This window comes from Gilliamella sp. M0320 (assembly GCF_016101635.1).
GTDB lineage: Bacteria > Pseudomonadota > Gammaproteobacteria > Enterobacterales > Orbaceae > Gilliamella > Gilliamella apis.
Genome location: NZ_JACFQD010000003.1, coordinates 174,449 through 196,853 on the forward strand (window position 1 = coordinate 174,449; position 22,405 = coordinate 196,853).

The 22,405-nt window shown below is 34.2% G+C and carries 23 protein-coding genes; 10 read left to right on the top strand and 13 right to left on the bottom strand.

The genetic code is table 11. The features are described from left to right. Nucleotides 1-311: 311 nt before the first annotated feature. Genes H3T83_RS05320 through H3T83_RS05330 form a run of 3 tightly spaced genes read left to right on the top strand, consistent with a single transcriptional unit; the run spans nt 312 to nt 3,757 of the window. Nucleotides 312-1,565, top strand: coding sequence for an oligosaccharide MFS transporter (locus H3T83_RS05320; RefSeq protein WP_198215286.1), 1,254 nt, complete (start codon nt 312-314; stop codon nt 1,563-1,565). 56 nt (nt 1,566-1,621) lie between these two features. Then, nucleotides 1,622-2,740, top strand: coding sequence for a glycoside hydrolase family 172 protein (locus H3T83_RS05325; RefSeq protein ID WP_086360248.1), 1,119 nt, complete (start codon nt 1,622-1,624; stop codon nt 2,738-2,740). An 18-nt stretch (nt 2,741-2,758) separates the two neighbouring features. Continuing rightward, nucleotides 2,759-3,757 (top strand): substrate-binding domain-containing protein, encoded by a 999-nt coding sequence (locus tag H3T83_RS05330; protein WP_198215287.1) that lies wholly within the window; start codon nt 2,759-2,761, stop codon nt 3,755-3,757. A 26-nt stretch (nt 3,758-3,783) separates the two neighbouring features. Here the strand turns inward: H3T83_RS05330 and smpB are convergent, their stop codons facing one another. After that, a complete protein-coding gene (smpB, locus tag H3T83_RS05335; RefSeq protein WP_065577589.1) occupies nt 3,784-4,266 on the bottom strand; it encodes an SsrA-binding protein SmpB in 483 nt (160 codons plus the stop codon). Between the two features lie 66 nt (nt 4,267-4,332). On the opposite strand from smpB, the gene H3T83_RS05340 reads away from it, so the two are divergent. Genes H3T83_RS05340 through H3T83_RS05360 form a run of 5 tightly spaced genes read left to right on the top strand, consistent with a single transcriptional unit; the run spans nt 4,333 to nt 6,222 of the window. Further along, complete coding sequence (locus H3T83_RS05340) at nt 4,333-4,761, top strand: type II toxin-antitoxin system RatA family toxin (protein WP_086320847.1); 429 nt, start codon at nt 4,333-4,335, stop codon at nt 4,759-4,761. Nucleotide 4,762: 1 nt separating this feature from the next. Further along, nucleotides 4,763-5,038, top strand: a complete 276-nt coding sequence (locus H3T83_RS05345; RefSeq protein WP_065577588.1) for an RnfH family protein — start codon at nt 4,763-4,765, stop codon at nt 5,036-5,038. Between the two features lie 19 nt (nt 5,039-5,057). After that, nucleotides 5,058-5,492 (top strand): zinc uptake transcriptional repressor Zur, encoded by a 435-nt coding sequence (gene zur, locus H3T83_RS05350; RefSeq protein WP_065577587.1) that lies wholly within the window; start codon nt 5,058-5,060, stop codon nt 5,490-5,492. Next, on the top strand, nt 5,480-5,833 hold the full coding sequence (locus tag H3T83_RS05355; RefSeq protein WP_086353826.1) for an EamA family transporter: 354 nt from the start codon (nt 5,480-5,482) through the stop codon (nt 5,831-5,833). The genes zur and H3T83_RS05355 overlap by 13 nt, the downstream gene beginning before the upstream one ends. Beyond that, nucleotides 5,833-6,222, top strand: coding sequence for a multidrug efflux SMR transporter (locus H3T83_RS05360; protein WP_086360252.1), 390 nt, complete (start codon nt 5,833-5,835; stop codon nt 6,220-6,222). The genes H3T83_RS05355 and H3T83_RS05360 overlap by 1 nt, the downstream gene beginning before the upstream one ends. Before the next feature lie 96 nt (nt 6,223-6,318). Here the strand turns inward: H3T83_RS05360 and H3T83_RS05365 are convergent, their stop codons facing one another. The 6 genes from H3T83_RS05365 to H3T83_RS05390 all read right to left on the bottom strand — a co-directional run bounded on the left by H3T83_RS05365 (nt 6,319) and on the right by H3T83_RS05390 (nt 12,579). Next, nucleotides 6,319-6,534 (bottom strand): DUF4177 domain-containing protein, encoded by a 216-nt coding sequence (locus H3T83_RS05365; protein WP_065577584.1) that lies wholly within the window; start codon nt 6,532-6,534, stop codon nt 6,319-6,321. A 236-nt stretch (nt 6,535-6,770) separates the two neighbouring features. Continuing rightward, nucleotides 6,771-7,175 carry an 8-oxo-dGTP diphosphatase MutT gene (gene mutT / locus H3T83_RS05370; RefSeq protein ID WP_065651493.1) on the bottom strand — a complete coding sequence of 135 codons (405 nt, stop codon included), beginning with the start codon at nt 7,173-7,175 and terminating at the stop codon, nt 6,771-6,773. Between the two features lie 117 nt (nt 7,176-7,292). Further along, on the bottom strand, nt 7,293-10,022 hold the full coding sequence (gene secA / locus H3T83_RS05375) for a preprotein translocase subunit SecA (protein ID WP_198215288.1): 2,730 nt from the start codon (nt 10,020-10,022) through the stop codon (nt 7,293-7,295). Between the two features lie 87 nt (nt 10,023-10,109). Continuing rightward, complete coding sequence (locus tag H3T83_RS05380) at nt 10,110-10,454, bottom strand: hypothetical protein (protein WP_086365834.1); 345 nt, start codon at nt 10,452-10,454, stop codon at nt 10,110-10,112. Between the two features lie 132 nt (nt 10,455-10,586). Next, nucleotides 10,587-12,137 (bottom strand): multicopper oxidase family protein, encoded by a 1,551-nt coding sequence (locus H3T83_RS05385; RefSeq protein WP_198215289.1) that lies wholly within the window; start codon nt 12,135-12,137, stop codon nt 10,587-10,589. Nucleotides 12,138-12,267: 130 nt separating this feature from the next. Then, a complete protein-coding gene (locus H3T83_RS05390) occupies nt 12,268-12,579 on the bottom strand; it encodes a hypothetical protein (protein WP_198215290.1) in 312 nt (103 codons plus the stop codon). 311 nt (nt 12,580-12,890) lie between these two features. Here H3T83_RS05390 and H3T83_RS05395 point away from each other — a divergent pair, with 311 nt between their 5' ends. After that, the gene (locus H3T83_RS05395) at nt 12,891-13,955 is read left to right on the top strand and encodes an MJ1255/VC2487 family glycosyltransferase (protein WP_198215291.1); all 1,065 of its coding nucleotides are present in this window, start codon (nt 12,891-12,893) and stop codon (nt 13,953-13,955) included. 10 nt (nt 13,956-13,965) lie between these two features. Then, nucleotides 13,966-14,466: a type 3 dihydrofolate reductase gene (gene folA / locus H3T83_RS05400; RefSeq protein ID WP_110453740.1), complete on the top strand. Its 501-nt coding sequence runs from the start codon at nt 13,966-13,968 to the stop codon at nt 14,464-14,466. A gap of 45 nt (nt 14,467-14,511) precedes the next feature. On the opposite strand, the gene relA is transcribed toward folA, so the two are convergent. From relA to nfsA, 6 genes are all read right to left on the bottom strand, one after another. After that, nucleotides 14,512-16,770, bottom strand: a complete 2,259-nt coding sequence (relA, locus tag H3T83_RS05405; protein WP_086361652.1) for a GTP diphosphokinase — start codon at nt 16,768-16,770, stop codon at nt 14,512-14,514. Nucleotides 16,771-16,775: 5 nt separating this feature from the next. After that, nucleotides 16,776-18,107, bottom strand: coding sequence for a 23S rRNA (uracil(1939)-C(5))-methyltransferase RlmD (gene rlmD / locus H3T83_RS05410; RefSeq protein WP_198215292.1), 1,332 nt, complete (start codon nt 18,105-18,107; stop codon nt 16,776-16,778). Nucleotides 18,108-18,122: 15 nt separating this feature from the next. After that, nucleotides 18,123-18,611, bottom strand: coding sequence for a pantetheine-phosphate adenylyltransferase (coaD, locus tag H3T83_RS05415; RefSeq protein WP_034902026.1), 489 nt, complete (start codon nt 18,609-18,611; stop codon nt 18,123-18,125). 178 nt (nt 18,612-18,789) lie between these two features. Further along, a complete protein-coding gene (gene galE / locus H3T83_RS05420) occupies nt 18,790-19,806 on the bottom strand; it encodes a UDP-glucose 4-epimerase GalE (RefSeq protein ID WP_110453736.1) in 1,017 nt (338 codons plus the stop codon). A gap of 702 nt (nt 19,807-20,508) precedes the next feature. Further along, complete coding sequence (agp, locus tag H3T83_RS05425) at nt 20,509-21,672, bottom strand: bifunctional glucose-1-phosphatase/inositol phosphatase (RefSeq protein ID WP_198215293.1); 1,164 nt, start codon at nt 21,670-21,672, stop codon at nt 20,509-20,511. Next, nucleotides 21,669-22,394 carry an oxygen-insensitive NADPH nitroreductase gene (gene nfsA / locus H3T83_RS05430; protein WP_198215294.1) on the bottom strand — a complete coding sequence of 242 codons (726 nt, stop codon included), beginning with the start codon at nt 22,392-22,394 and terminating at the stop codon, nt 21,669-21,671. The genes agp and nfsA overlap by 4 nt, the downstream gene beginning before the upstream one ends. Between the last annotated feature and the right edge of the window lie 11 nt (nt 22,395-22,405).

The following is a 22,405-nucleotide window of genomic DNA, read 5'->3' on the forward strand; positions in this document are numbered from 1 at the left end:
TATTTGAAATAACCGCTAGTTTATTATTAGCGGTTATTTTTTTATTTATTGGCTAATTGCATTTTTAGCTATTTTTTTAAGTCTTAAATCGACACATTTGACTCTTTTAATTAAATTGTAATTTTTATTCACCTCTCAGTAATTTGAATAACATACTGTTTATTAATGTTATTTCTACTTATTACCAATTAACCCGTTTACTAAAAATAAAATTACTTTGAAGTTGATCACATTTATCTAATAAAGCCGTTAAAGCTAAATTTTTAGCTATTCATACTCAAATTAGTGCTTAACTCTTTATAGGATAAATTATGACAAGTGCATTTTATAAAAAACCAACTTATTGGTTTGCTTCGTTTTATAGCATTATGTATTACGCAGCTGGTAGTTTTGTTTTTTCTTTTTATGCAATATGGCTTAGTAAAGAGATTGGTTTAACTGCAAAGCAAACCGGTATCATCTATTCATTTAACTATTTAATTTCATTGATCATCATGATAATTTATGGTGTTTATCAAGACAAACTTGTGCTTAAGAAACATCTTATTTGGTTTCAAAGTATCATTATAACTTGTGCTGCACCGGCGTTAATTTATGTTTATGAACCACTGTTGCGACATAATTTTTATGCTGGTGTTATTTTTGGTAGTTTCTTTCTTGGCTTTGGTTGGATTGCTGGTATGGGGTTAATCGACTCATACTGTGAAAAAATAAGTCGAGCGTTTAACTTTGAATTTGGACAATGTCGTACATGGGGGTGTATTGCCTATGCTGCTGGTACGTTTGTTGCCGGTAATTTAATAAGCATTAATCCTCATCTAAATTTTTGGGCAGCTTCAGTTGTAGGTATCTGTTTTATGATACTCAATCTTAATTTCAAGCCTGATTTAAGCAAATCATCTTCGGTAGTATTTCAAAAGAAAGAAAAGTTAAGTTTTAACGAAATTGTTTCAGTATTTGCATTGAAAAAGTTCTGGATATTTGTTGTTTATGTTCTCGGAACTTATAGCTTGTACAACATTTATGACCAACAATTATTCCCGGTTTATTTTACTCAGCAATTTGAAGATGTGAATGATGGTTATCGCTTATACGGTATTTTAAATTCATTTCAGGTCTTTTTAGAAGCTGCAGTTATGTTTTGTGTGCCATTTGTGGTTAACAAAGTAGGGGCAAAAAATGCGTTAATCTTTGCTGCTTTTATTTCCGCTACGCGAATCTTCTTAACTGGGCATGTCGAAAGCATTGCTATTATTTCAGTAATAAAATTGATGCACTGCTTAGAAATCTCAACCATTTTAGTGTCAGTGTTTAAATATATTGATAATAATTTTAACGCTCGTCTCTCTGCTACCGTATTTTTAATTGGTTATCAAGTTGCTGGTTCTGTCGGCGTTATCTTGTTCTCTACCTTCGTTGGTAATTTCTATGATACTCATGGTTCAGCAATCACCTTTAATAACTTAGGTTTAGTGGTTTTAGCCTTTATGATTTTTGCAGTGTTCTTCTTAAGCCGTGATAAAAAATCAGATAGTCCTAAGCTTGAAGACAACATTAAATCATAAAACAGATTTTAGTAATTTAATAAATAGTATTTGATAAAAAATATTGAGGATACAAAATGAATATATTTAATTCAGTAACACAGTTTAACTTTGAACAAACCAGAACAATTTCTCCAGAAAATATGACTGGCGAAAAAGGTAAATCGTGCATGAAAGCGAGTGCTTTAGGACCAAGTCGAAAAGGACAAGGCTGTATTTCAATTGCAGCGGGTGAAAGAGTGACTATCGCTGAAATTACTGGTCCTGCTGAGATCCGTCATATGTGGTTTACTTTAACTGATAGAACGCATCGAGGTAGTTTTGTATTGCGTGATGTGGTTATTCGTATCTATTGGGATGATGAAACAGTTCCTTCAGTAGAAAGTCCAATTGGTGACTTTTTCTGTAATGGTTTTGGTGCTAGATGTGATATAAATTCAATGCCAATTGTGGTTAATCCAACCGGTGGTTTTAATAGTTATTTTAGAATGCCATTTAATAAAAAAGCGCGAATTGAGATTCATAATGAACATGAAGCTGATTTACAGCATTTCTTCTTTACCATTAATTATGCGTTAATGCCAAAACCGTTTGAAAATCCACTTTATTTCCATGCACAATGGCGTCGTCAACGTGTAACTAATTATGCACAAGATTATGTTATATTAGATAATGTTCAAGGTTACGGTTATTATGTCGGTACCTACTTAGCCCTTACGGCATTAGAGCGTTATTGGTGGGGTGAAGGTGAATTTAAATTCTATCTTGATGATGATAGTGAATATCCAACCCAACATTCAACTGGTTCAGAAGATTACTTTGGTGGTGCATGGGCATTTCATAATCGAGATAGCCAAGGACGTCCAAAAGCAAAATGTTTCCAAACGATGTTTATGGGTTACCCTTATCAAACAAACCGTGATGCGACGCGTGACTTTTTCCAAACAGGTGATTCCAATCCTGTACATGGCTTTGGTGACGATGGTTTACCAATGCATGGTTTATATCGTTGGCATCTTCCAGATCCAATTGCATTCCACAAAAATATCAAACTGGCGTTTCAACAAATCGGTAATGATGATATCAGATTGTATGAACGTTGTGATGATATTGCCAGTGTTGCTTATTGGTATCAAAGTCCATCGGTGAATAACAATCCGGTATTCCCAAATAAACAACAACGCACCCCACGTTGATATTAAGGTGATTCGTATATGGCGAGTAATAAACTGAAAATTAATGATATTGCTCGTTTGGCTGGCGTGTCGGCAACGACCGTCAGTCATATATTTAATAAACGAGATAAAAAATATCGTATTTCTCCGCAAACTAGGCAAAGAGTTTTATCTATTGCGGAAAAATACCGCGATCAATCACATATTCATCAATATTTAGTTAAAGCTAACAGTACCAATACTATTGGTGTTATTGTTCCTGATATGTCAAATTCATTTTTTTCAATGTTTTTGCATCATTTAGAAGCTTGTTTTCGGCAAAAGAATATTCAATTATTGATCACTTGTAGTCATTATAATAAAGAAGTTGAGCTTAAAGTTGCGCAAAATTTGGTTGAACGTAAAGTTGATGCAATGATAGTGGTAACTTCATTAGATAGTGACCAATTTTATGTCGATATTAATCAAAATACACCAGTATTACTTTTTGACCGTTATCTACAAGATACGACATTACCTTTTATTACTAGTGAAGCATTGCAATCTGTAGCTGATTTAATCAAACCTTATGCCGAAAAGTTAGATGAATTTTATTTTATTGGCTGTGATATTCAGTTAACGTCAATTCAAGCTAGACTTAAGGGATTTAAGCAAGGTTTAGAAAGTGTTGGATTAAAAGTTGATAGAGATTGGCTGGTGAGTGATAATTATTGTCCAAATAAAGGTTACCAATTGTTGAAAAGTGTTCATCAAAAATTGGGTAGGGTACCAAAAGCTATTTTTACGCCATCAGGTAACTTACTGCAAGAGGTACTGAGTTATTTGGTCGAAGCTAAAATTGATCCAAAGCAGATCTATTTATGTTCTTATGATTACAATAGTTATCTTGATTATTGTTACTATCCAATAGATGCAATCGAGCAGGATTTTGAGAAGATGGCGCTGACTTGTGTGAATGTCATTGATGATTTATTAAATTTTAAAGAATTAAAACATCAGGCATTTTTTATTCAGCCAAAAATTATACGCCACCGTTAATTTAAGATTTGCTGTTGTAAGTAAGATTAGCGGTTGGCATTTTTCATGATGCGAGCTTTGTCAACTTGCCATTGTCTTTCTTTTATATCGGTGCGTTTGTCGTACTCTTTTTTACCTTTTGCGACACCAATTTTTACTTTTGCCCACGCATTTTTCCAATATAAGGATAATGCAACAACGGTATAACCTTGGCGGTTAATTTGGCCAAATAGCGAGTTTAATTCACGTTCATTAAGTAATAATTTTCGAGTACGCATAGGTTCACATACGACATGTGTAGACGCAACATTTAATGGTGTTATTGTTGCACCAAATAACCATGCTTCCCCATTTTTTAGTAACACATAACTGTCACTAATATTCGCTTTACCTGCTCGCAGGGACTTTACTTCCCAACCTTGTAGGGATAAACCTGCTTCAATTTCCTCTTCAATAAAGTACTCATGGCGTGCACGTTTATTTAATGCAATAGTTGCCGAACCCGGCTTATGTGATTTTTTCTTAGTCATAATGTGCGTTATTATAGAGTTACATGATACTATATGCCACTAATTTTAACTTTTAATTTTATTATTATGGCATATGTTTTTCATGAGGTGATCGAGCCTTATTCAACCGAACAAATGTTTGCATTGGTTAACGATATAGCTAAATACCCCGAATTTGTCCCTGATTGTATAGCAACTGGGATTATTAGCAAACAAGATAACATTCTAACTGCTTTTATTGAAGTTGAAAAATTAGGCTTTAAAAAATCATTTACTACCATAAATAAGATTAATGAACCTAATTCAATTGATATGGCATTGTTAGATGGTCCATTTAAACATTTAAAAGGACGATGGCAATTTACTCAACTAGATAACCAAAATAGTAAAATTAGCTTTAGTTTAGATTTTGAATTTAATAATAAATTAATGGGTGCTGTTTTTTCTCCTATTTTTAAAGAAGTGATGACCAATATGGTTAAAGCATTTTCGCAAAGAGCAAGGCAGATATATTAAGATGATAAATATCCAAGTTGTATATGCGCTACCTAATCAACCGACTATTATTGATTGTGCAGTTGATGAACAAACGAATGTCTTGCAAGCAATTGCAAAATCCAATATCTTATCATTATGCAATATTCAATTAGATGGTCATTTTGTCGGTATTTATGGCAAACGTTGTGAGCTTACTGAACAAGTAAAAGATGGTGATCGTATTGAAATATATCGAGCGTTAATCAATGATCCGAAAGAGATTCGACGAAAGAAAGCGGCATTAAAAAAGAAATAAATAGAATGAAGGGAACTGAATGCATAACTTGCTGATTGAAAAAGTTGAAACTTTATGCAAAAAACGAGGTATTAAGCTGACCACTCAGCGTAAAACCGTTTTAAATATTATGCTTAAAGCCAATAGAGCAATGAGCGCATATGATCTTTTAGATCTTTTAAAAGTCAGTGAACCACAAGCTAAACCACCAACAATTTATCGTGCTCTGGAATTTTTACTTGAACAAGGTTTTATTCATAAGGTGGAGTCAACTAACTGTTATATTATTTGTCCGCATTTTCATGACCCGCAACATATATCCATTTTATTTATTTGTGATAATTGTCATCAGATTATTGAAAAGCACTCTGAAAATATTGAAAGTCAACTTAAGTTATTAGCGACGCAAAGTGAATTTTTAATAAAACATAGTGTGCTTGAAATTCATGGAATTTGTCATTCATGTCAACCTTAATTATTTTATTATGGTTAGTTAATATTGTTTGCGACACAGTAGGGCAAGTTGCTTTCAAATATGCCGCAGTGACCTCTAATGATAAAGATGGTCGTTATTGGCAGAAATTATTCGGTAACATATGGCTGTGGTTAGGATTTGGTTCTTATTTCATTGGTTTTGTGTTTTGGTTGGCTTTTTTAAGCGAAGTGCCACTATCACAAGGGATCTTATTAGGCTCTTTTAATATGATCACCGTGATGCTTGCTGGACGTATCTTATTTAAAGAACATCTAACCCCCTTTCGGTTGCTAGGGATATTTTTTATAACTACCGGTGTGATATTAGTAGGATTAACTTAATGAAAAAATTTTATATCATCGGTTTTGTCTTGTTGCTCTTTTTTGATACTTTTGGGCAAACTTTTTTTAAACTTACGGCTATTTCAGCCTTGCCTTTTGAAGCAAATATGAGTTGGTTGTTAAGAATTTTTAGTCATGGGTGGGCATATTTAGTTATGGTTGGATATGCTGGAGCATTTATCACTTGGATGGTATTGTTAAAAAAAGCGCCAGTTGGCCCAGCTTTTGCTGCATCGCATTTGCAACTTGTTACTGTGATGTTTGTATCGGTTGTTGCATTTAATGAACAAATTACGCTTACGCGCCTACTAGGGGCATTGTCTATTATTGTTGGGATTGTTTTTCTTGCTTTGGCTGAGCAGAGGTTACATCGTAAATCAGTAAAATAAACAGAATTGAGATAATCACCTTTTTAATAGGAATCAATATAGTTAATTTGCATTGATTCCTAATAGTAATATAGAAAAGGTTTTATTCTATTTTAATTAGCCACGATCTCGCTCCATCACAACTAGATAAGCTTCTCGTCGCCAGAATAAAAATAAACGGCGCAAATCTTTTTGCATTGTTATAACGCGCCAACCTTGCTGTGCATTATCATTTAAAAAAGCACCAAATTTTTCAGGATTTGCATTAGCTGCTCCCAAGAGCATTGAAGACAAAGCGCCTTCTTGATAAATTACTACTTTATATTCTTTCATTGTTTTTATACCTTCTTAAAATAAACAAGATAATCTCTAATAATTGTCAAAATTAAGAGAAAATCGCGTTAATAATACGCATATTGGGGATATTAATCCAGTGGCAGGGAAATGAATGATTGAATTTTAATCAATTTTGGTCGAAGTATAGCAAATTAAATCACAATGAAATTTTTGGTGAGACCTTAGCTAAGAATAGCTGACAAGCCAAATTCTTAACTAATATTAGTGATAAATTAAATTTGCTTATCTAAATTTTTAAGCATTTCAATAATTAGTCTATTAGCATCAGGAAATTCATCTGCATTCAGATCTTCTTGATCAATCCAACGGCTTGGTTGCCCTTCTTTCGCAAAAGGGACGCCATCCCATTCTTCTACTAAGTAGGCATGAATTGTGATATCGCGATCATCATAACTGTGTTCAAAGGTTTTTAAAAATTGAGCCTGATGAATGTGGATATCGACTTCTTCGGCTATTTCGCGTTCTAATGTTTGATAAGGTGTTTCACCAGTTTCGATTTTTCCGCCAGGGAACTCCCAAAAACCAGCAAGATGAGAATCTTCACCGCGTTGGGTGATAAAAATTTGACAATCTTGTGAACGAATTATACCTACAGCAATTTCAGTATGTTTTTTCATGGTCCTGTCTGTTTATGATTAAAGTTAGGGAAAGACTATGCTTTCCCTTTTGATTTTTAAGTAACAAAATTCGTTGATTTAAACATCAATATTGTTTAATCATACTAAATTTTTGGCTTAATTAACAGCTCCATGACAATGTTTATATTTTTTTCCAGATCCACATGGACAAGGATCATTACGTCCTACTTTAGCTTGCGTGCGGACAATCGGTTGTGATGAATTTGATGCTTGCCCATCATTCTCACCATCAATACCGGTCACTGATTCATGGTTAGCCTGTTGTTTCGCCATTAATCTTTCGATTTCAGCTTGACGTTGACGTTCAGCTTCATCAACTTCTTCTTGTGAACGAATTTGTACGCGGCTTAAAATACCAATTACATCATATTTCAAAGATTCTAACATATTGGCAAACATATTGAATGATTCACGTTTGTATTCCTGTTTAGGATCTTTTTGTGCATATCCTCGTAAATGAATGCCTTGACGTAAATAATCCATAGCAGATAAATGCTCTTTCCATAACGTATCAAGTGTTTGTAACATAACGCTTTTTTCGAATTGTCTGAAGGCGTCAGCGCCAGCTGCAGTTTCTTTTTCAAGATATTTATCTTGTGCAAGTTGTAAGATGCGTTCACGTAAATTTTCTTCATGAAGATTTTGCTCTTCATCAAGCCATTTAGCGATAGGTAAATCTAAATCAAAATCATTTTTTAAGGCTGCTTCTAATCCAGCAACATCCCACATTTCTTCAATCGATTGTGGTGGAATATATTGATCAATAACCGTCGAAAATACATCCCCACGTATTGAATCAATTGTCTCTTTGATATCTACGTTATCTAATAAATCATTACGTTGGCTATAAATAGCTTTACGTTGATCATTGGCTACATCATCATATTCGAGTAATTGTTTACGAATATCAAAGTTGCGACTTTCAACTTTTTTCTGAGCATTAGCGATAGCTTTAGTAATCCATGGGTGTTCAATTGCTTCGCCTTCTTTCATACCAAATTTACGCATCATATTACCGACACGATCTGATGCGAAGATACGCATTAGTGGGTCTTCTAATGATAGATAAAAGCGAGAAGCGCCTGGATCCCCTTGACGACCAGCACGACCACGTAATTGATTATCAATTCGGCGTGATTCATGACGTTCTGTACCAAGAATATATAATCCACCTAGTTCAATAACTTCTTCATGTTTCGCTTGCCATGCTTGTTTCGCTTTTTCGATATCTGCTTCAGTTGGATTTTCTAATTTTGCAACTTCACTTTGCCAGTTACCACCAAGCATAATATCTGTACCACGACCAGCCATATTCGTTGCGATTGTTACGGCCCCTTTACTACCTGCGTCAGCAATAATTTCGGCTTCTTGCGCATGGAATTTGGCGTTAAGAACATTATGTTTGATGCCTGCTTTTTTAAAGGCATGTGAGACAAGCTCTGATTTCTCGATAGATGCAGTACCGACTAATACCGGTTGTCCTCGTTTAACACAAGCTTGTACATCAGCCACGATAGCATCAATTTTTTCTTTTTCGGTCATATAGACAAGATCAGGCTGATCTTTTCTTACCATAGGTCGGTTGGTTGGAATAACAATGGTATCCAAACCATAAATTTGGTTAAATTCGAAAGCTTCGGTATCAGCAGTACCTGTCATACCGGCTAATTTTTCATAGAGACGGAAATAGTTTTGGAAAGTAATAGAGGCTAATGTTTGATTCTCATTTTGAATTTTAACATGTTCTTTAGCTTCCACTGCTTGGTGTAAACCGTCAGACCAACGACGACCATCCATCGTACGGCCTGTATGTTCATCAACAATAACGATTTCATTGTCTCTAACAATATAATCAACATCACGATGGAATAAGTGATGGGCACGAAGCGCTGCATTAACATGGTGCATTAGTACAATATTACTAGGTGCGTAAAGTGATTCATCACCTTTCATAATGCCTTGTTTTATTAGTAATTCTTCAACCTTAATTAAACCTCGTTCGGTTAAGTTAACCTGACGAGATTTTTCATCAATTGAGAAGTCTCCATCACCTTGGAACTGATCCGAATCTTCTTTTTCTTGACGGATTAAATGTGGAATGATTTTATCGATACTAACATATCTATCTGAGCTATCTTCAGCTTGACCAGAAATAATCAGTGGTGTTCTTGCTTCATCAATTAAAATTGAATCGACCTCATCCACTAACGCATAATGAAGTGGGCGTTGTACTCGGGCCTCTTTACTAAAGACCATATTGTCACGCAAATAGTCAAATCCATATTCGTTGTTAGTACCATAAGTGATATCAGCATTGTAAGCATCACGTTTTAAATGCGGTGGCATATTAGGTAAGTTAATGCCCACTGTTAAGCCTAAAAATTCAAATAAAGGACGATTATTTTCAGCATCACGTTGTGCTAAATAATCATTAACGGTGACAACATGTACCCCTTTACCGGTTAACGCATTTAAATAAGCAGGCAACGTTGCGGTTAATGTTTTACCTTCACCAGTACGCATTTCAGCTATACAACGTTCATTTAGAACCATACCACCAATTAATTGTACATCAAAATGACGCATACCAAATACACGCTTACTTGCTTCACGGACTACGGCAAAAGCTTCTTCTAATATATCGTCTAATTTTGTACCGTCGGCAATTTTTTGTTTAAATTCGTTAGTTTTTGCCTTAAGTTCTTCATCGCTTAATGCTTCCATTGCTGGCTCAAGGGCATTGATAGTTTCAACACGCTTACGCATAGATTTTAATACACGTTCATTACGGCTACCGAATACTTTAGTTAATAATTTTAATAACATAAATTTTCTCTTATTGTTTTTTATAATGGGAGATATAAGGATTAAACCTTATTGAATAAATTAATTAATTTGATTATGTAAAATCTATTAAGCGGTAGCGTTTGGACCGGCTCTTATTCCATTATAGGGAGATAATCGAATAACAGTATTTGGACTAACTTCGTCATAATTTCGTACGATAATTTGCTTATCGTAATGCTGTTTTGGTGACAAAGATAAGATTTGCGAGGCTTTTTTAGTTGGAATTTGCTGATCTTGAACTATTTCGGTAATCGCAATAATACCAACTTGAGTAGTAACTGATTGAACTGGTAAAGCATTTTGTTGGTAAAAACCGAACCCAGTAGCAATTACACCTAATAATAAGTGCGATAATGCGGTTTTAATAATAAGGCGTTTACTTATATGTTGCCAGTAATTAATCATAGTCATAACCGCAGTATCTTAGCATTTTTTGCCAAAATGAAAAACTATTATTGATTAATAAACTGTCTGAATATTCGAATTTTTATGGTAATAGTAATTAAAAATACCCACCATGTTTTATAGTGGGTATATAGTTAACTAATCCTTAACCATTAATTGTCCCATCATACCGAGTGTTTCATGTTCAACAATATGACAATGATACATGCGTAATCCTGGCATATTTTGTTGAATTTTTATGGTGATTTTTTCGTGAGGACGTAAATTGATGGTATCTTTTAATGCAACATATTCTGGTGGATATTTTTTACCATCAAATTCATGCGATACAACCGTGAATTGTGTACCATGAATATGGAAATTATGATCCATATGTGAATTATTAAATATTGTCCATTCCTCAACATCATGGATTTTACTTTCTAGATCAATTCGTTTCATATCATGGCGTTTGCCATTAATTAAAAACAGCATGCCACCTCTTGGTTCGTTCTTGTCCATGACCTCTGTATATTCAAGCGTTTTATGCGCTTTTGCTTCACCAATTTTAGGTAGAGTTCGTAATGGCGAAGGTAAAACAATCGAATTTGCTTGTTGTAACTCTAATTCAGCAAGTATTATATCTTGTTCTGGTGGTACATTTCCCATCTTACCGCGATCATAACCAATTGATTGTAAGTAAACCGTACCGGTTTGTTTGGGTAAAATTACCAATTCTGCGCGTTCGGCAGGTGATAATAATAGTGGCTTTTCAAGGGAAATTGGTTCAGGCATTAATCCACCATCACTACCCACTAAAAAGACATCACAACCTGGAATTGAAAGGTTAAGATAACGTCCAGAACAGGCATTCCAAACACGAACACGTGTTGCAGTATTAACTTTCATTTTTGGACGATAACCACCATTAATTAATACAAATTGTCCTTCTCGACCATTCATCCAATCAGTCATTGAGTTATCGGCAATTTCTCCTTTGTCTGTCAGTTTCAGATCTGAGAAAAACCAATTTAGTTCCGGTAAAGATTCTAAAGGGTCTTTTTTACTACGAACTATAAATACTCCCGCTAATCCTCTAGCGACTTGTTCAGCAACGGTGTTATGACCATGAGGATGATACCAATAGGTACCTGCACTGCCTTCGGGAATGGTAAATTCGTAAATACGTTCACTGCCTGCAGGTATTTCATCTTGTGGATTACCATCTTGATTTGATGGCACAAGTAAACCATGCCAGTGCACCGTTGTTGATTGGGACAGTCTATTTTTTACTGTCAATTTGACTTTATCACCTTCATAAACTTCAATAAGTGGCCCAGGTATTGAATCATTGTAAGCCCAAAATTCTGTAGTGATATCAGGCGTTAATACAATTTTTACAGGTTTGGCTTCAATAGTAGCTTCAAATATACCTGATTGATGACTACTATTTTTTAACAGCTGGAATTTGGGTAAATCATGACCTTTTGGTAGTGCTGAAGTAGATAATAGTTTTTGTGGTTGTTTGTTGTTCATATTCATATTCATATTCATATGATCGTGCATGTTGTCCCCCTTATCACAATTATCAGATTTAACATCACAAACTATGTCAGACATTGATGAATGATCCAATTTGGCAATGGCTTTAGTCGCAATTAAACCACCAACGGCAGCGGTAATATTCATTATAAAATTTCGGCGTTTCATAGTATTCCTATAATCATTTATTTAGTTAAATAATAACTAGTAGTTAGCTCTCCCAACTCGTCTAGTCGTTCAGCAAGCTAACGTGTTATTGATTTCCAGTATTTATTACTAATATTTAACAGAGCGTAAATTAGCTAATTTTTGGTGGTTTTAACTCAGGAATAAATTCTTTATATTCAGGAATAAAATTTGTTGGTAGATATTGTTCACGGTAAATCGGATAATCAATATTAACGCTATAATTAGCAATAGCCATGCCACAAGCAAAACAATGATTAACTGATTCACTAATAAAAGGTTTTGTTGATTTAGAAGTCGGCAAATCAATTACTGGAGAGTGATGATTTGCGTTCACCCTTAAAGATTGTAAGCTAGGTGAATGATGAACAGTACAAGGTTTGGACATAATGAGTAGAACATGCCAAATAGAATAAAAAAACAAAAAGATTGTCGATATAATTAAAATATTTACTCACTTTTTGTTTATAGTTAATGACATTATTTATCACGCAATTAATCTAGCAAACCTCGTATTTATTTTACTAGAGAAAACACTAAATTTATACTATTTTGACAAGTGGAAGTTTTATTCAATTTCAATTGCTAATAATCACTAATTTTTCAATCTGTAACATCAACAATAATTGGTATATTAATGGTTACCTAGTACAAGATAATCATAAAAATATATAAGCTAAATATAATTGGTTCTGGTATCATATTCGCATAAAAAACATTATGAATAATAACGATATGAAAATTCTTTTTGGAGTACAAGGAACAGGAAATGGCCATATCAGTCGTTGTCGAACATTAGCCAAAGCTTTAAAAAAGGCTGGAGCGGATGTTGACTATATCCTAAGTGGTCGTGATCCTAAAGATTATTTTGATATGCAAGCTTTTGGCAACTACCGAACATTTGCTGGTCTTTCATTTGCTACGCTTAATGGCAAAATCAATTTTCGTAAAACCATCCAAAGAATTCGGGCTTTTAGATTAATTAAAGATGTTCGTGATTTAGATTTATCTGCATATGACTGTATTATTAGTGATTTTGAACCGGTTAGTGCCTGGGCTGCACATCATCAAAATCGAGAATGTTTAGGTATCAGTAATCAGTCTGTTTGCCAATATCTCAAGCCTAAAGAATATGGCACGATAGCAAATGTGATTATGAAATACTATGCTCCAGTTACACAACCTATTGGTTTACATTGGTTCCATTTTGGTCATAAACTGATTCCGCCAATGATTGATTCATTTGCTACACCACCAACTGAAGATGGGAAAATCATCGTTTATTTGCCTTTTGAAGATTTAACTGAAATTACCGGATTATTAAGTCAATTTTCGCAATATCAATTTAGTTGTTTTCACCCTGAGATAAAACAATCTTCTGCGCATGGTAATATTTTATTGCAACCGCTAAGTCGGGATAATTTTACTCAAGCTCTACTAAGTTGTTCTGGTATTATTTCAAATACTGGATTTGCTCTAATTTCAGAAGCATTATCTTTGGGTAAAAAGATTTTAACTAAACCAGTAGCAGGTCAATTTGAACAAGTTTACAATGCCCAATGTTTGCAGTCTTTAGACATGGCAACCGTTATGGAACATTTAAATCATATGAAGTTGAAATACTGGCTTGGTCTACCGTCACCTAAAGCTATTATTTATCCTGATGTGGCGACTGAATTAGCGAATTGGATTGTTTCAGGTCAAAAAGAGACATTACTTTCTTTAAGCCAAAGACTGTGGTCGCAGACTAAATTTCCGAGTAATGTTAGTGAACGCATTAAATCTTTAGGTTATGTATAAAGGAACTACAATGATATTAAGTATAATTGTTGCAATGGCTGATAATCGTGTGATTGGTATGAACAATCAAATGCCATGGCACATGCCTGCAGATTTAGCGTGGTTTAAAAAAAATACATTAAATAAACCGGTGATTATGGGGCGTAAAACGTTTGAATCTATTGGTCGACCATTGCCTAATCGCCACAATATTGTCATCAGTCGACAGGCTGAGAGTAATACGTCAATTAATCCAAATGTTAGTTGGGTTAAATCGATTGATGAGGCAATATCAATTATTAATCAACAACAAGTAGAAGAAGCCTTTATTATAGGCGGTGGTAATATTTACCAACAGGTATTACCTTTAGTTAATCGACTTTATTTAACTCATATTGATGCCAAATTGACGGGCGATACTTATTTTCCTGATTATTCACAAACATCATGGCAACAAATTTATTCAGAAAATCATAAAGCGGATGATAAAAATTGTTATGATTACCAATTTGAGATTTTACAGCGAAGTTAATCAATAGATAAGGTTGCCACTCACATACTAGCGGCAACCGAATTATTATGCTTGTAAGCGTTTTGCTTCCAGCACGTCAGAAAGTTGTTTAATTTTATTCATAACTCTTTCAAGAGAGTCCTGATCAAAAATTTGCATATCCATATCAATCGTTGCAATTTGTTGTTTCATATCTATGCGACTCGAAACACCTAAGACATTTACTTTTTCATTAGCTAAAATTGTTGTTATGTCTCGCAATAAACCACTTCTATCACTAGCTATGATGCGAATGACCATCGTATAACTTGCGTTATGATTACCACTCCATACCGCACTGGTGATTCGTTCTGGAGCATGATTTTTTAGCTCTTGCAACTGTTCACAGTCTGAACGATGGATTGAAATACCTCGTCCTTGGGTAACAAAACCGACAATTGGATCACCGGGGATAGGGCGACAACAATTAGCAATGGTGTAGAGTAAATTATCTACACCTTCAATAATAATTTCACCACCTTTTATCGATGATATTTTATTGGTATTTTTGGCTTGAGAGGTTGATTTTTGGGTGATCTGTTTAAGAACAGCTTCATCTTCCTCTTCAGCTGTTGGCTTATTAAATTGGGCATTAATAAAATTAACCAGTTGGTTAATTCTAACATCTCCACTACCTATCCCAGCTAATACTTCGTCAAACGAATGGGCGTTATATTTACTAATCAGAATCTTTTCGACACTTTTTAGGCTAATATTTAACGGTTCTAATTCATTTTCTAAAATTTGTTGACCAGCAGCTATATTTTTATCTCGATCTTGTTTTTTAAACCAAGCTTGTATTTTTGCTCGTGCACGGCTGCTATTTACAAATCCAGTATTTGGATTTAGCCAATCGCGGCTTGGATTAGGTTGTTTTTGGGTGATAATTTCAACTTGATCGCCCGTTTTTAATATATAGGTAAAAGGTACTATGCGCCCCGCAACTTTAGCACCGATACAACGGTGGCCAACATCACTATGAATGTGATAAGCAAAATCTAACGGAGTTGAACCGGTAGGCAAGTCAACGACATCACCTTTTGGTGTAAATACATAAACGCGATCATCAAAAATTTGACTACGAACAGTTTCCTGAATTTCACCACTTTCTGACATCTCTTGTTGCCATGTTAATAATTTACGTAGCCACGAAATGCGCTGATCGTAGGCAGTCATTTTATCTGTACTGCCTTCTTTGTATTTCCAATGTGCTGCTACACCTAATTCAGCATCATTGTGCATTTGTTCGGTACGTATTTGAATTTCAATAGTTTTATCATTTGGGCCATAAACAACGGTATGAATTGATTGATAGCCATTTGGTTTTGGATTGGCAACATAGTCATCAAATTCTTTTGCAATATGTTTATAATGGCTATGTACGATGCCTAAGGCATTATAGCAGTCTTCGATTCGATCACAGATGATGCGTACCGCTCGAATATCATATAAATCTTCAAATTGTAGATGTTTACGTTCCATTTTTCGCCATATGCTATAGATATGTTTAGGGCGACCGTAAACTTCGGCACGAATATGATCTTTATTCATCATATCCTGTAAATTTTTAACAAATTGATTGATATATGATTCGCGATCTAGACGTTTCTCATGTAATTTATGGGCAATAAAACGATATTGGTCAGGATGTAAATAACGGAAACAGAAATCTTCAAGCTCCCATTTTAATTGACCAATACCGAGTCGATTCGCTAAGGGGGCATAGATATTAAAACACTCTTTAGCAGCTAGCACTTGATCTTCTTTGGGTGCATGCATCAAATTTCGTAAATAAGTAATACGCTCAGCTAGTTTAATGACTACACTACGGAAATCATTAACCATCGCAAGTAACATACGGCGAATACTATCAATTTGTTCGTTTGTTGCATGACCATTACGGATAGCACGGAGTTGCCTAATGTCTTTCATTTTGACAACACTAGAGAGAATATGAATAATTTCACGGTCAAAATTTTCAGGTAGATCTTCACGGCAGATAATTTTAGTATCAAAGAAAGGTAGTAAAAGGGCGGTTGCTAAACTATTAATATCCATATTTAAGGTTGATAAAATTTCAACCATTTCAATGGCATTTTGGAAGCAATTGACTTGCTCAGGTGCACCAGCACTATGTTCAAAACAAAAATCCCAAATATCTTTAAACTTTTGATAAGATTCAATATTGGTTAATAACAGTTCTTGTTTTGCCCATTGTTCAACATCAAACTGTGCGAGAGTATAATGCTCGTCATTTTGTTGATGGGCGCCTCTAATTGATACCATAATTATTATCCTGATTTAGTTAACAACAACATTGATTCAATGTGCTTAGTTTGTGGAAACATATCCAAAATAGCAACTTTTGCAATGTTGTATCCTTCCTCAATAAATAGCTTGCAGTCCCTAGCTAATGTAGCAGGATTGCATGAAATATAAACTATTTTTGTAGGCGATATCTTAACAATTTCTGCTGTAGCATTATAAGCACCGGCTCTAGCAGGATCTAATAATACTTTATCAAATTTTGACTGATTCCATATTGAAAATTGCTGTTTATCTTCTAAATTACAGGTGAAAAACTGGGTTTTAGCTACAATTTTATCCTTATTTAGTTTAGCATTGATCTTGGCTTTTTCCACCAGAGCATCAACACCTTCAATACCTGTTACTGATTGGCTGTTTATTGCCATAGGTAACGAGAAATTACCCATACCACAAAATAGGTCGAGTATTTTATCATCTGAAGTTATATCTAACCACTCTAAAGCCTTATCAATCATCTTTTGATTAATTTGACTATTAACTTGTATAAAATCAAGTGGACTGAAAATTAATTTTAGATGATTAATCAGATAATAATGTTCAGTGGTGCCACTGATATGGAGCAGTTCATGACCATGAAAATAGAGTGAAATATTGTGAGCTTCAGCGAATTTTTTTAATAAAATGCTATCTTGTTCTGTTAGTGGCATGGTGTGTCTTAACACAAGGATAATGCCACTATCGACAGCAATTAATTCAATATGTCCAAGTGATTTTTTTTGTTTAATTTGTCTTAAACAAGACTGTAATGGCATTAATAATTTATCTAATTGTTCAACTAATACCGGACAGTGTTCTATATTTATAATTTGGTTTGATTCTGCCTGCCTAAAGCCGATTAATAATTCACCTTTAACTAAATTAATTGATAATCTAGCTCTCCTACGATAATGATATGGTTGGTTGGCAATGATATTAGGTGAATTGTCTTTATAGTCCAACTCCGCCCCAGCTTCTTTCTGTAAAAGTTTGACCAAGGCTTCATATTTAGCTTGTTGCTGTAAATTTGATGAAATATGTTGTAATTCACAGCCACCGCATTTTGTATAGTACTTACATTGTGGTTTAACGCGCTGTTGGCTGTGATTGTGGTATTTTATAACTTTTGCTTTGGCATAATTTTTTTTATCATCAGTTAATTGGATATCAACTGTTTCATCAGGTAAAGCTGATTTTACAAAAATTGTTTTACCTTTATGATTTGCCACACCTTGACCAAACGCATCTAAATTAGTGACAGTAACTGTCAATTTTTGTGTAGTAAGCTTCTTTTTTGTAGGGGTGTAAAAATTAACCATATTAATAAATTGAAATTATGTTAGCCGTTTTAGTAACTCTGTTTTAACATGTAAAGGTACTAAATTGGAGATATCTCCACCATGGAAAGTAACATCTTTAACAATAGTCGATGAAATAAATCCCATTGCAATAGATGGCATTAAAAAGATAGTATCTAAATCAGGTTTTAATGCTCGATTCATTTCAGCTAATTGTCTTTCGTATTCAAAATCGTGAGTTGTTCTCACTCCTCTGACTATCACTGTCGCTGCATGTTTTTGGGCGAAGTCAGCCATAAGATTATCAAAGCCAATCACTTCCACATTCAATAAGTGTTCAACCGATGTTGAGGCTAAGTTTACTCGTTCTTCTAAAGTAAACAGCGTTTTTTTATTTGGATTTTGCGCTATAGCTACAATTAAACGGGGAAACAATTGCGATGCACGGGTAATTAGGTCGATATGACCATTAGTAATTGGATCAAATGTTCCCGGAAAAATCGCTGTGAGCGCTTTGCTTTTCATCTATCTTATTATCCATTAGTGAATAGGGGAATATCATACCTAATTTTAACCTAGATTGTTAGGTTAACTATGTAAAATCTTCGATTTTATAGCGATGATGAGGATGATAAATGGAATTAAAAATATTCATTTATTCCTCTTTAATTGGTGATTTTTCTATTATTCGCAACACATTAATTTAATCAGGATAACCTTGCGGATTGCTAGATTGCCAATTCCATGAATCTTTGACCATATCATCAAGGGTTAATTTAGTTTTCCAGCCCAATTGTTGTTCTGCTTTCTTTGTATCTGCCCAAAATGCAGCTAAATCACCAGCACGTCTTGGTGCAAAATGCCAATTAAGTGGTTTTCCAGAAGCTTTTTCAAAGGCTTTTATCACTTGTAGGACACTGAAACCAACTCCTGAACCTAAATTATATATATGTACTCCAGCTTTATTTTGATCGGCTTTGAGTGCTGCAATATGACCATCAGCTAAATCGACGACATGGATAAAGTCACGAACACAGGTTCCATCAGCTGTTGGATAATCATCACCAAACACAGATAGTGAATCTCGTTTGCCAATCGCAACTTGAGTAATATATGGCATTAAATTATTAGGGATACCAAGTGGATCTTCCCCCATTAAACCACTAGGGTGAGCACCAACTGGATTAAAATAACGCAATAAGGTAAGAGACCAATCAGGTTCAGCAACCGCTAAATCCATTATACATTGTTCAACCATCAGCTTACTTTTACCATATGGACTAGTCGGTAATCCTTGTGGTAAGGTTTCGACATAAGGAACGGGAGCTAATTCACCATAAACAGTAGCTGATGAGCTAAACACTAATTGTTTAACTCCAGCCTCACGCATCGCTTTCATTAAAACAATGGTGCCATAGACATTATTTTCATAGTATTCAAGAGGTTTATATACTGATTCGCCCACGGCTTTTAAGCCAGCGAAGTGAATAACGGCTTTAATGTCATGTTCATTAAAGATTTTTGTCAGTAACTTAGCATCACAAACATCGCCATGATAGAACTCAACAGATTGTCCAGTGATGGTTTTTATTCTTTCTAAAACCGAAGCTTTACTATTGAATAAATTATCAACCACAATCGGAGTATAACCAGAAAGAATTAATTGAACGCAAGTATGACTGCCAATATATCCACAACCACCAGTGACTAATATTTTCATCTTGATACCTTAATTTATGCTAATTACGTTTATTGAATTTAGATTAATTATCGAATTTATTAATTATATTTGTTTTAAATAAAGTTTTTAACTCTAGACCTGATAATGTCAATGAAGCGTTCTGCGCAAAGCACAATCTAATTTACCTTAGCACTAAATAAGTCCGTTCAAAACTAATATTAACAAAATACTAATCTATAGTTAGTTGAATTAAACATGATAGACAGTTGTTTTGCAATAAAAATTTTTAACAGATATAAAGTTGTTGATAACTGTACACGAAAATGAATGATGATGAATTTTACTATAGGATTTCTTTGGATAACATGGCAAAGTAGGGCAGTTATTCTCACTGAGGCAATAGCTTTAGTAAGTAATAATGTACATTTATTATTTATTAGCATAAAACTAACTGAAGAAAAAACTAATAGTGATACTAAAAGTGATATTTAATTTTAGTAATATGCTAATAGAAAAATAAAATTTTACTTAAATACAATGGTAATCATTCAAACTAGATACTTTTTTCAATCATAATTTATAATAGATATTGATCTAAATAACTGTTTGTCTAATTGAAACAAAATAAAAATATATTCCAATTTACTTTATGAAATTAGCTTAAATGTATTAGTAATATAAAAGAGATGTTTAGATTGTCTAATTGTTTAAATTTAAACTCTTATAGACAATCTAATTTATTTATTTTTTAAATTCTTTTAAGCGAGTTTCAAAATCTTGCCACTGATAAAAACCATCACTATTTGCTACGGCATTTTTTAGCTGAAGTTGGTAATGTTGTGGTGGATGATTGATATCAAGTGGTTGCGCGGTGTAAAGTTGTTCAAAACTTTGATAAACGTATTCAGCTTTAAACAAGTATTCTTCCGATGCCTTATTACGATAGCGTTGTAATATAACCATGCCACCAATTGGTGTATTTTCACATTGGTTAGGAAGTTGATATTCGGCAAAATCCAAAGCACCAAGTAGCGCAGCAATGGTACTATCATGGCCGACGAGTAAATTTACCTTGTTGTTCTTTCGGTGTAACAGATCATCTATCATATTAATTAATAATGCACTATTTTTTCGAGCTATAGATCTAGAGTGAAAAACTAAATTAATATAGTGGTTACGAATTTGTATAAGTTGTTGCCATTGTTCTTGGCTGGTTATTTTTCCCCACGCAATTTTTTCTTTAGGAAAAGCTGAATAATACTGTAATAAGAAAGCATCAACCGCACAAATGCCAATTGCTAGAGGCCCTAATAATTCTGGCTCTTCATCTTTTACAAAGTGAAGATCATAAGGAATATCAGCAAAATCACATTGATATTCAGTATATAATTGTGAATTTTTATAGTCCAAAATATCCGATAGCATCGCATAAGCTGGCGCTAAATTTTTGAAAATTGATTCAGCTTTATCTGCATCATCAATATCTTTTAATAATGCTTGTTTAGATTCTGGTGAATCATCTTGTACACTTGGATCAAATATAGGGTCCATTTTTTCAATGGTATATTTGTGGTTAACCGGGATATCATAACCCGCAAAAGCCCCTGTAACTAAGAATTGAGCGGTGGCAACTGTTCTTTGAAGACTATTAGCATAAACATATATGTCAGGATTTTCCGGTGAAAGCTTAATATTTTGTTGTTCAAGCCATTGTGATAGATAATGTCCAAAATAAGATTCTAAAACGCCGCCGCGAGTAGTTAAATAACCATAAGCATGATCCCAGCTAGGCCATTTTAAAGGACTGGCTTTTTCTAAAAACTCTATGGTGTTAGCTAATGGAGTGCGTATTCCATGACGACTTAGTATTACAACTTTATCTAATTGGTATTGATTTTTTTTCATTTAGTTATCCATCCTTGTTTATGCAAATAATTTAAAACGAAATCTCGTTGCCCTTTGCTAATTGTTTCTGCAATTTTATCACTCCAACCATTGGTTTTTTGATTAGTCAGTCGATGCTCATAGTATTGACGCATCTGAGTATCATATTGAGCTAATAATTGGTGATTGATTGGTTGATAGTGATTTTCAAAAAAAACTAATTGTTTTGGTAATCGTGGTTTAATATCTGGATTTTGGTCAGGATAACCGATACAAAGTCCAAATAAAGGAAGAACATATTTAGGTAGCGCAAGTAATTCGCTCACTTTAGCAATATTATTGCGTAAACCGCCAATGTACACCGTACCTAAACCTAATGATTGTGCTGCAATAACCGCGTTTTGAGCCATAAGTGTGGTATCAATACAACCCACTAGAAGTTGCTCGGCTTTTTCAAGTGGAATAGTAGCATCAATTTGAAAATGGCGGTTAAAATCGGCACAAAACACCCAAAACTCTGGTGCTTGAACGATATAACGCTGATCGCCTGAATAATGAGCTAATTCTGATCTTTTCACACTATCAGTGATTCTAATGATGGTAGCGCATTGTAAAAAGTTTGAACTTGGAGCCGATTGTGCCGCTTGAATAATTGCATCAATCTGTTCAGTCGTTAATGGCGTTAATTTATAAGACCGAATTGAACGACGTTGGCAAATTAAATCAATTGTCTCATTTTGCATAACAGCTCCTT

Coding starts and splice junctions, on each gene's coding strand:
- H3T83_RS05360 (WP_086360252.1), top strand. CDS start 5,833: ATGAAAAAATTTTATATCATCGGTTTTGTCTTGTTGCTCTTTTTTGAT.
- H3T83_RS05330 (WP_198215287.1), top strand. CDS start 2,759: ATGGCGAGTAATAAACTGAAAATTAATGATATTGCTCGTTTGGCTGGC.
- H3T83_RS05345 (WP_065577588.1), top strand. CDS start 4,763: ATGATAAATATCCAAGTTGTATATGCGCTACCTAATCAACCGACTATT.
- H3T83_RS05385 (WP_198215289.1), bottom strand. CDS start 12,137: ATGAAACGCCGAAATTTTATAATGAATATTACCGCTGCCGTTGGTGGT.
- galE (WP_110453736.1), bottom strand. CDS start 19,806: ATGAAAATATTAGTCACTGGTGGTTGTGGATATATTGGCAGTCATACT.
- secA (WP_198215288.1), bottom strand. CDS start 10,022: ATGTTATTAAAATTATTAACTAAAGTATTCGGTAGCCGTAATGAACGT.
- H3T83_RS05355 (WP_086353826.1), top strand. CDS start 5,480: ATGTCAACCTTAATTATTTTATTATGGTTAGTTAATATTGTTTGCGAC.
- H3T83_RS05365 (WP_065577584.1), bottom strand. CDS start 6,534: ATGAAAGAATATAAAGTAGTAATTTATCAAGAAGGCGCTTTGTCTTCA.
- H3T83_RS05395 (WP_198215291.1), top strand. CDS start 12,891: ATGAAAATTCTTTTTGGAGTACAAGGAACAGGAAATGGCCATATCAGT.
- relA (WP_086361652.1), bottom strand. CDS start 16,770: ATGGTATCAATTAGAGGCGCCCATCAACAAAATGACGAGCATTATACT.
- H3T83_RS05325 (WP_086360248.1), top strand. CDS start 1,622: ATGAATATATTTAATTCAGTAACACAGTTTAACTTTGAACAAACCAGA.
- rlmD (WP_198215292.1), bottom strand. CDS start 18,107: ATGGTTAATTTTTACACCCCTACAAAAAAGAAGCTTACTACACAAAAA.
- smpB (WP_065577589.1), bottom strand. CDS start 4,266: ATGACTAAGAAAAAATCACATAAGCCGGGTTCGGCAACTATTGCATTA.
- coaD (WP_034902026.1), bottom strand. CDS start 18,611: ATGAAAAGCAAAGCGCTCACAGCGATTTTTCCGGGAACATTTGATCCA.
- H3T83_RS05320 (WP_198215286.1), top strand. CDS start 312: ATGACAAGTGCATTTTATAAAAAACCAACTTATTGGTTTGCTTCGTTT.
- nfsA (WP_198215294.1), bottom strand. CDS start 22,394: ATGCAAAATGAGACAATTGATTTAATTTGCCAACGTCGTTCAATTCGG.
- folA (WP_110453740.1), top strand. CDS start 13,966: ATGATATTAAGTATAATTGTTGCAATGGCTGATAATCGTGTGATTGGT.
- H3T83_RS05340 (WP_086320847.1), top strand. CDS start 4,333: ATGGCATATGTTTTTCATGAGGTGATCGAGCCTTATTCAACCGAACAA.
- mutT (WP_065651493.1), bottom strand. CDS start 7,175: ATGAAAAAACATACTGAAATTGCTGTAGGTATAATTCGTTCACAAGAT.
- H3T83_RS05380 (WP_086365834.1), bottom strand. CDS start 10,454: ATGACTATGATTAATTACTGGCAACATATAAGTAAACGCCTTATTATT.
- agp (WP_198215293.1), bottom strand. CDS start 21,672: ATGAAAAAAAATCAATACCAATTAGATAAAGTTGTAATACTAAGTCGT.
- zur (WP_065577587.1), top strand. CDS start 5,058: ATGCATAACTTGCTGATTGAAAAAGTTGAAACTTTATGCAAAAAACGA.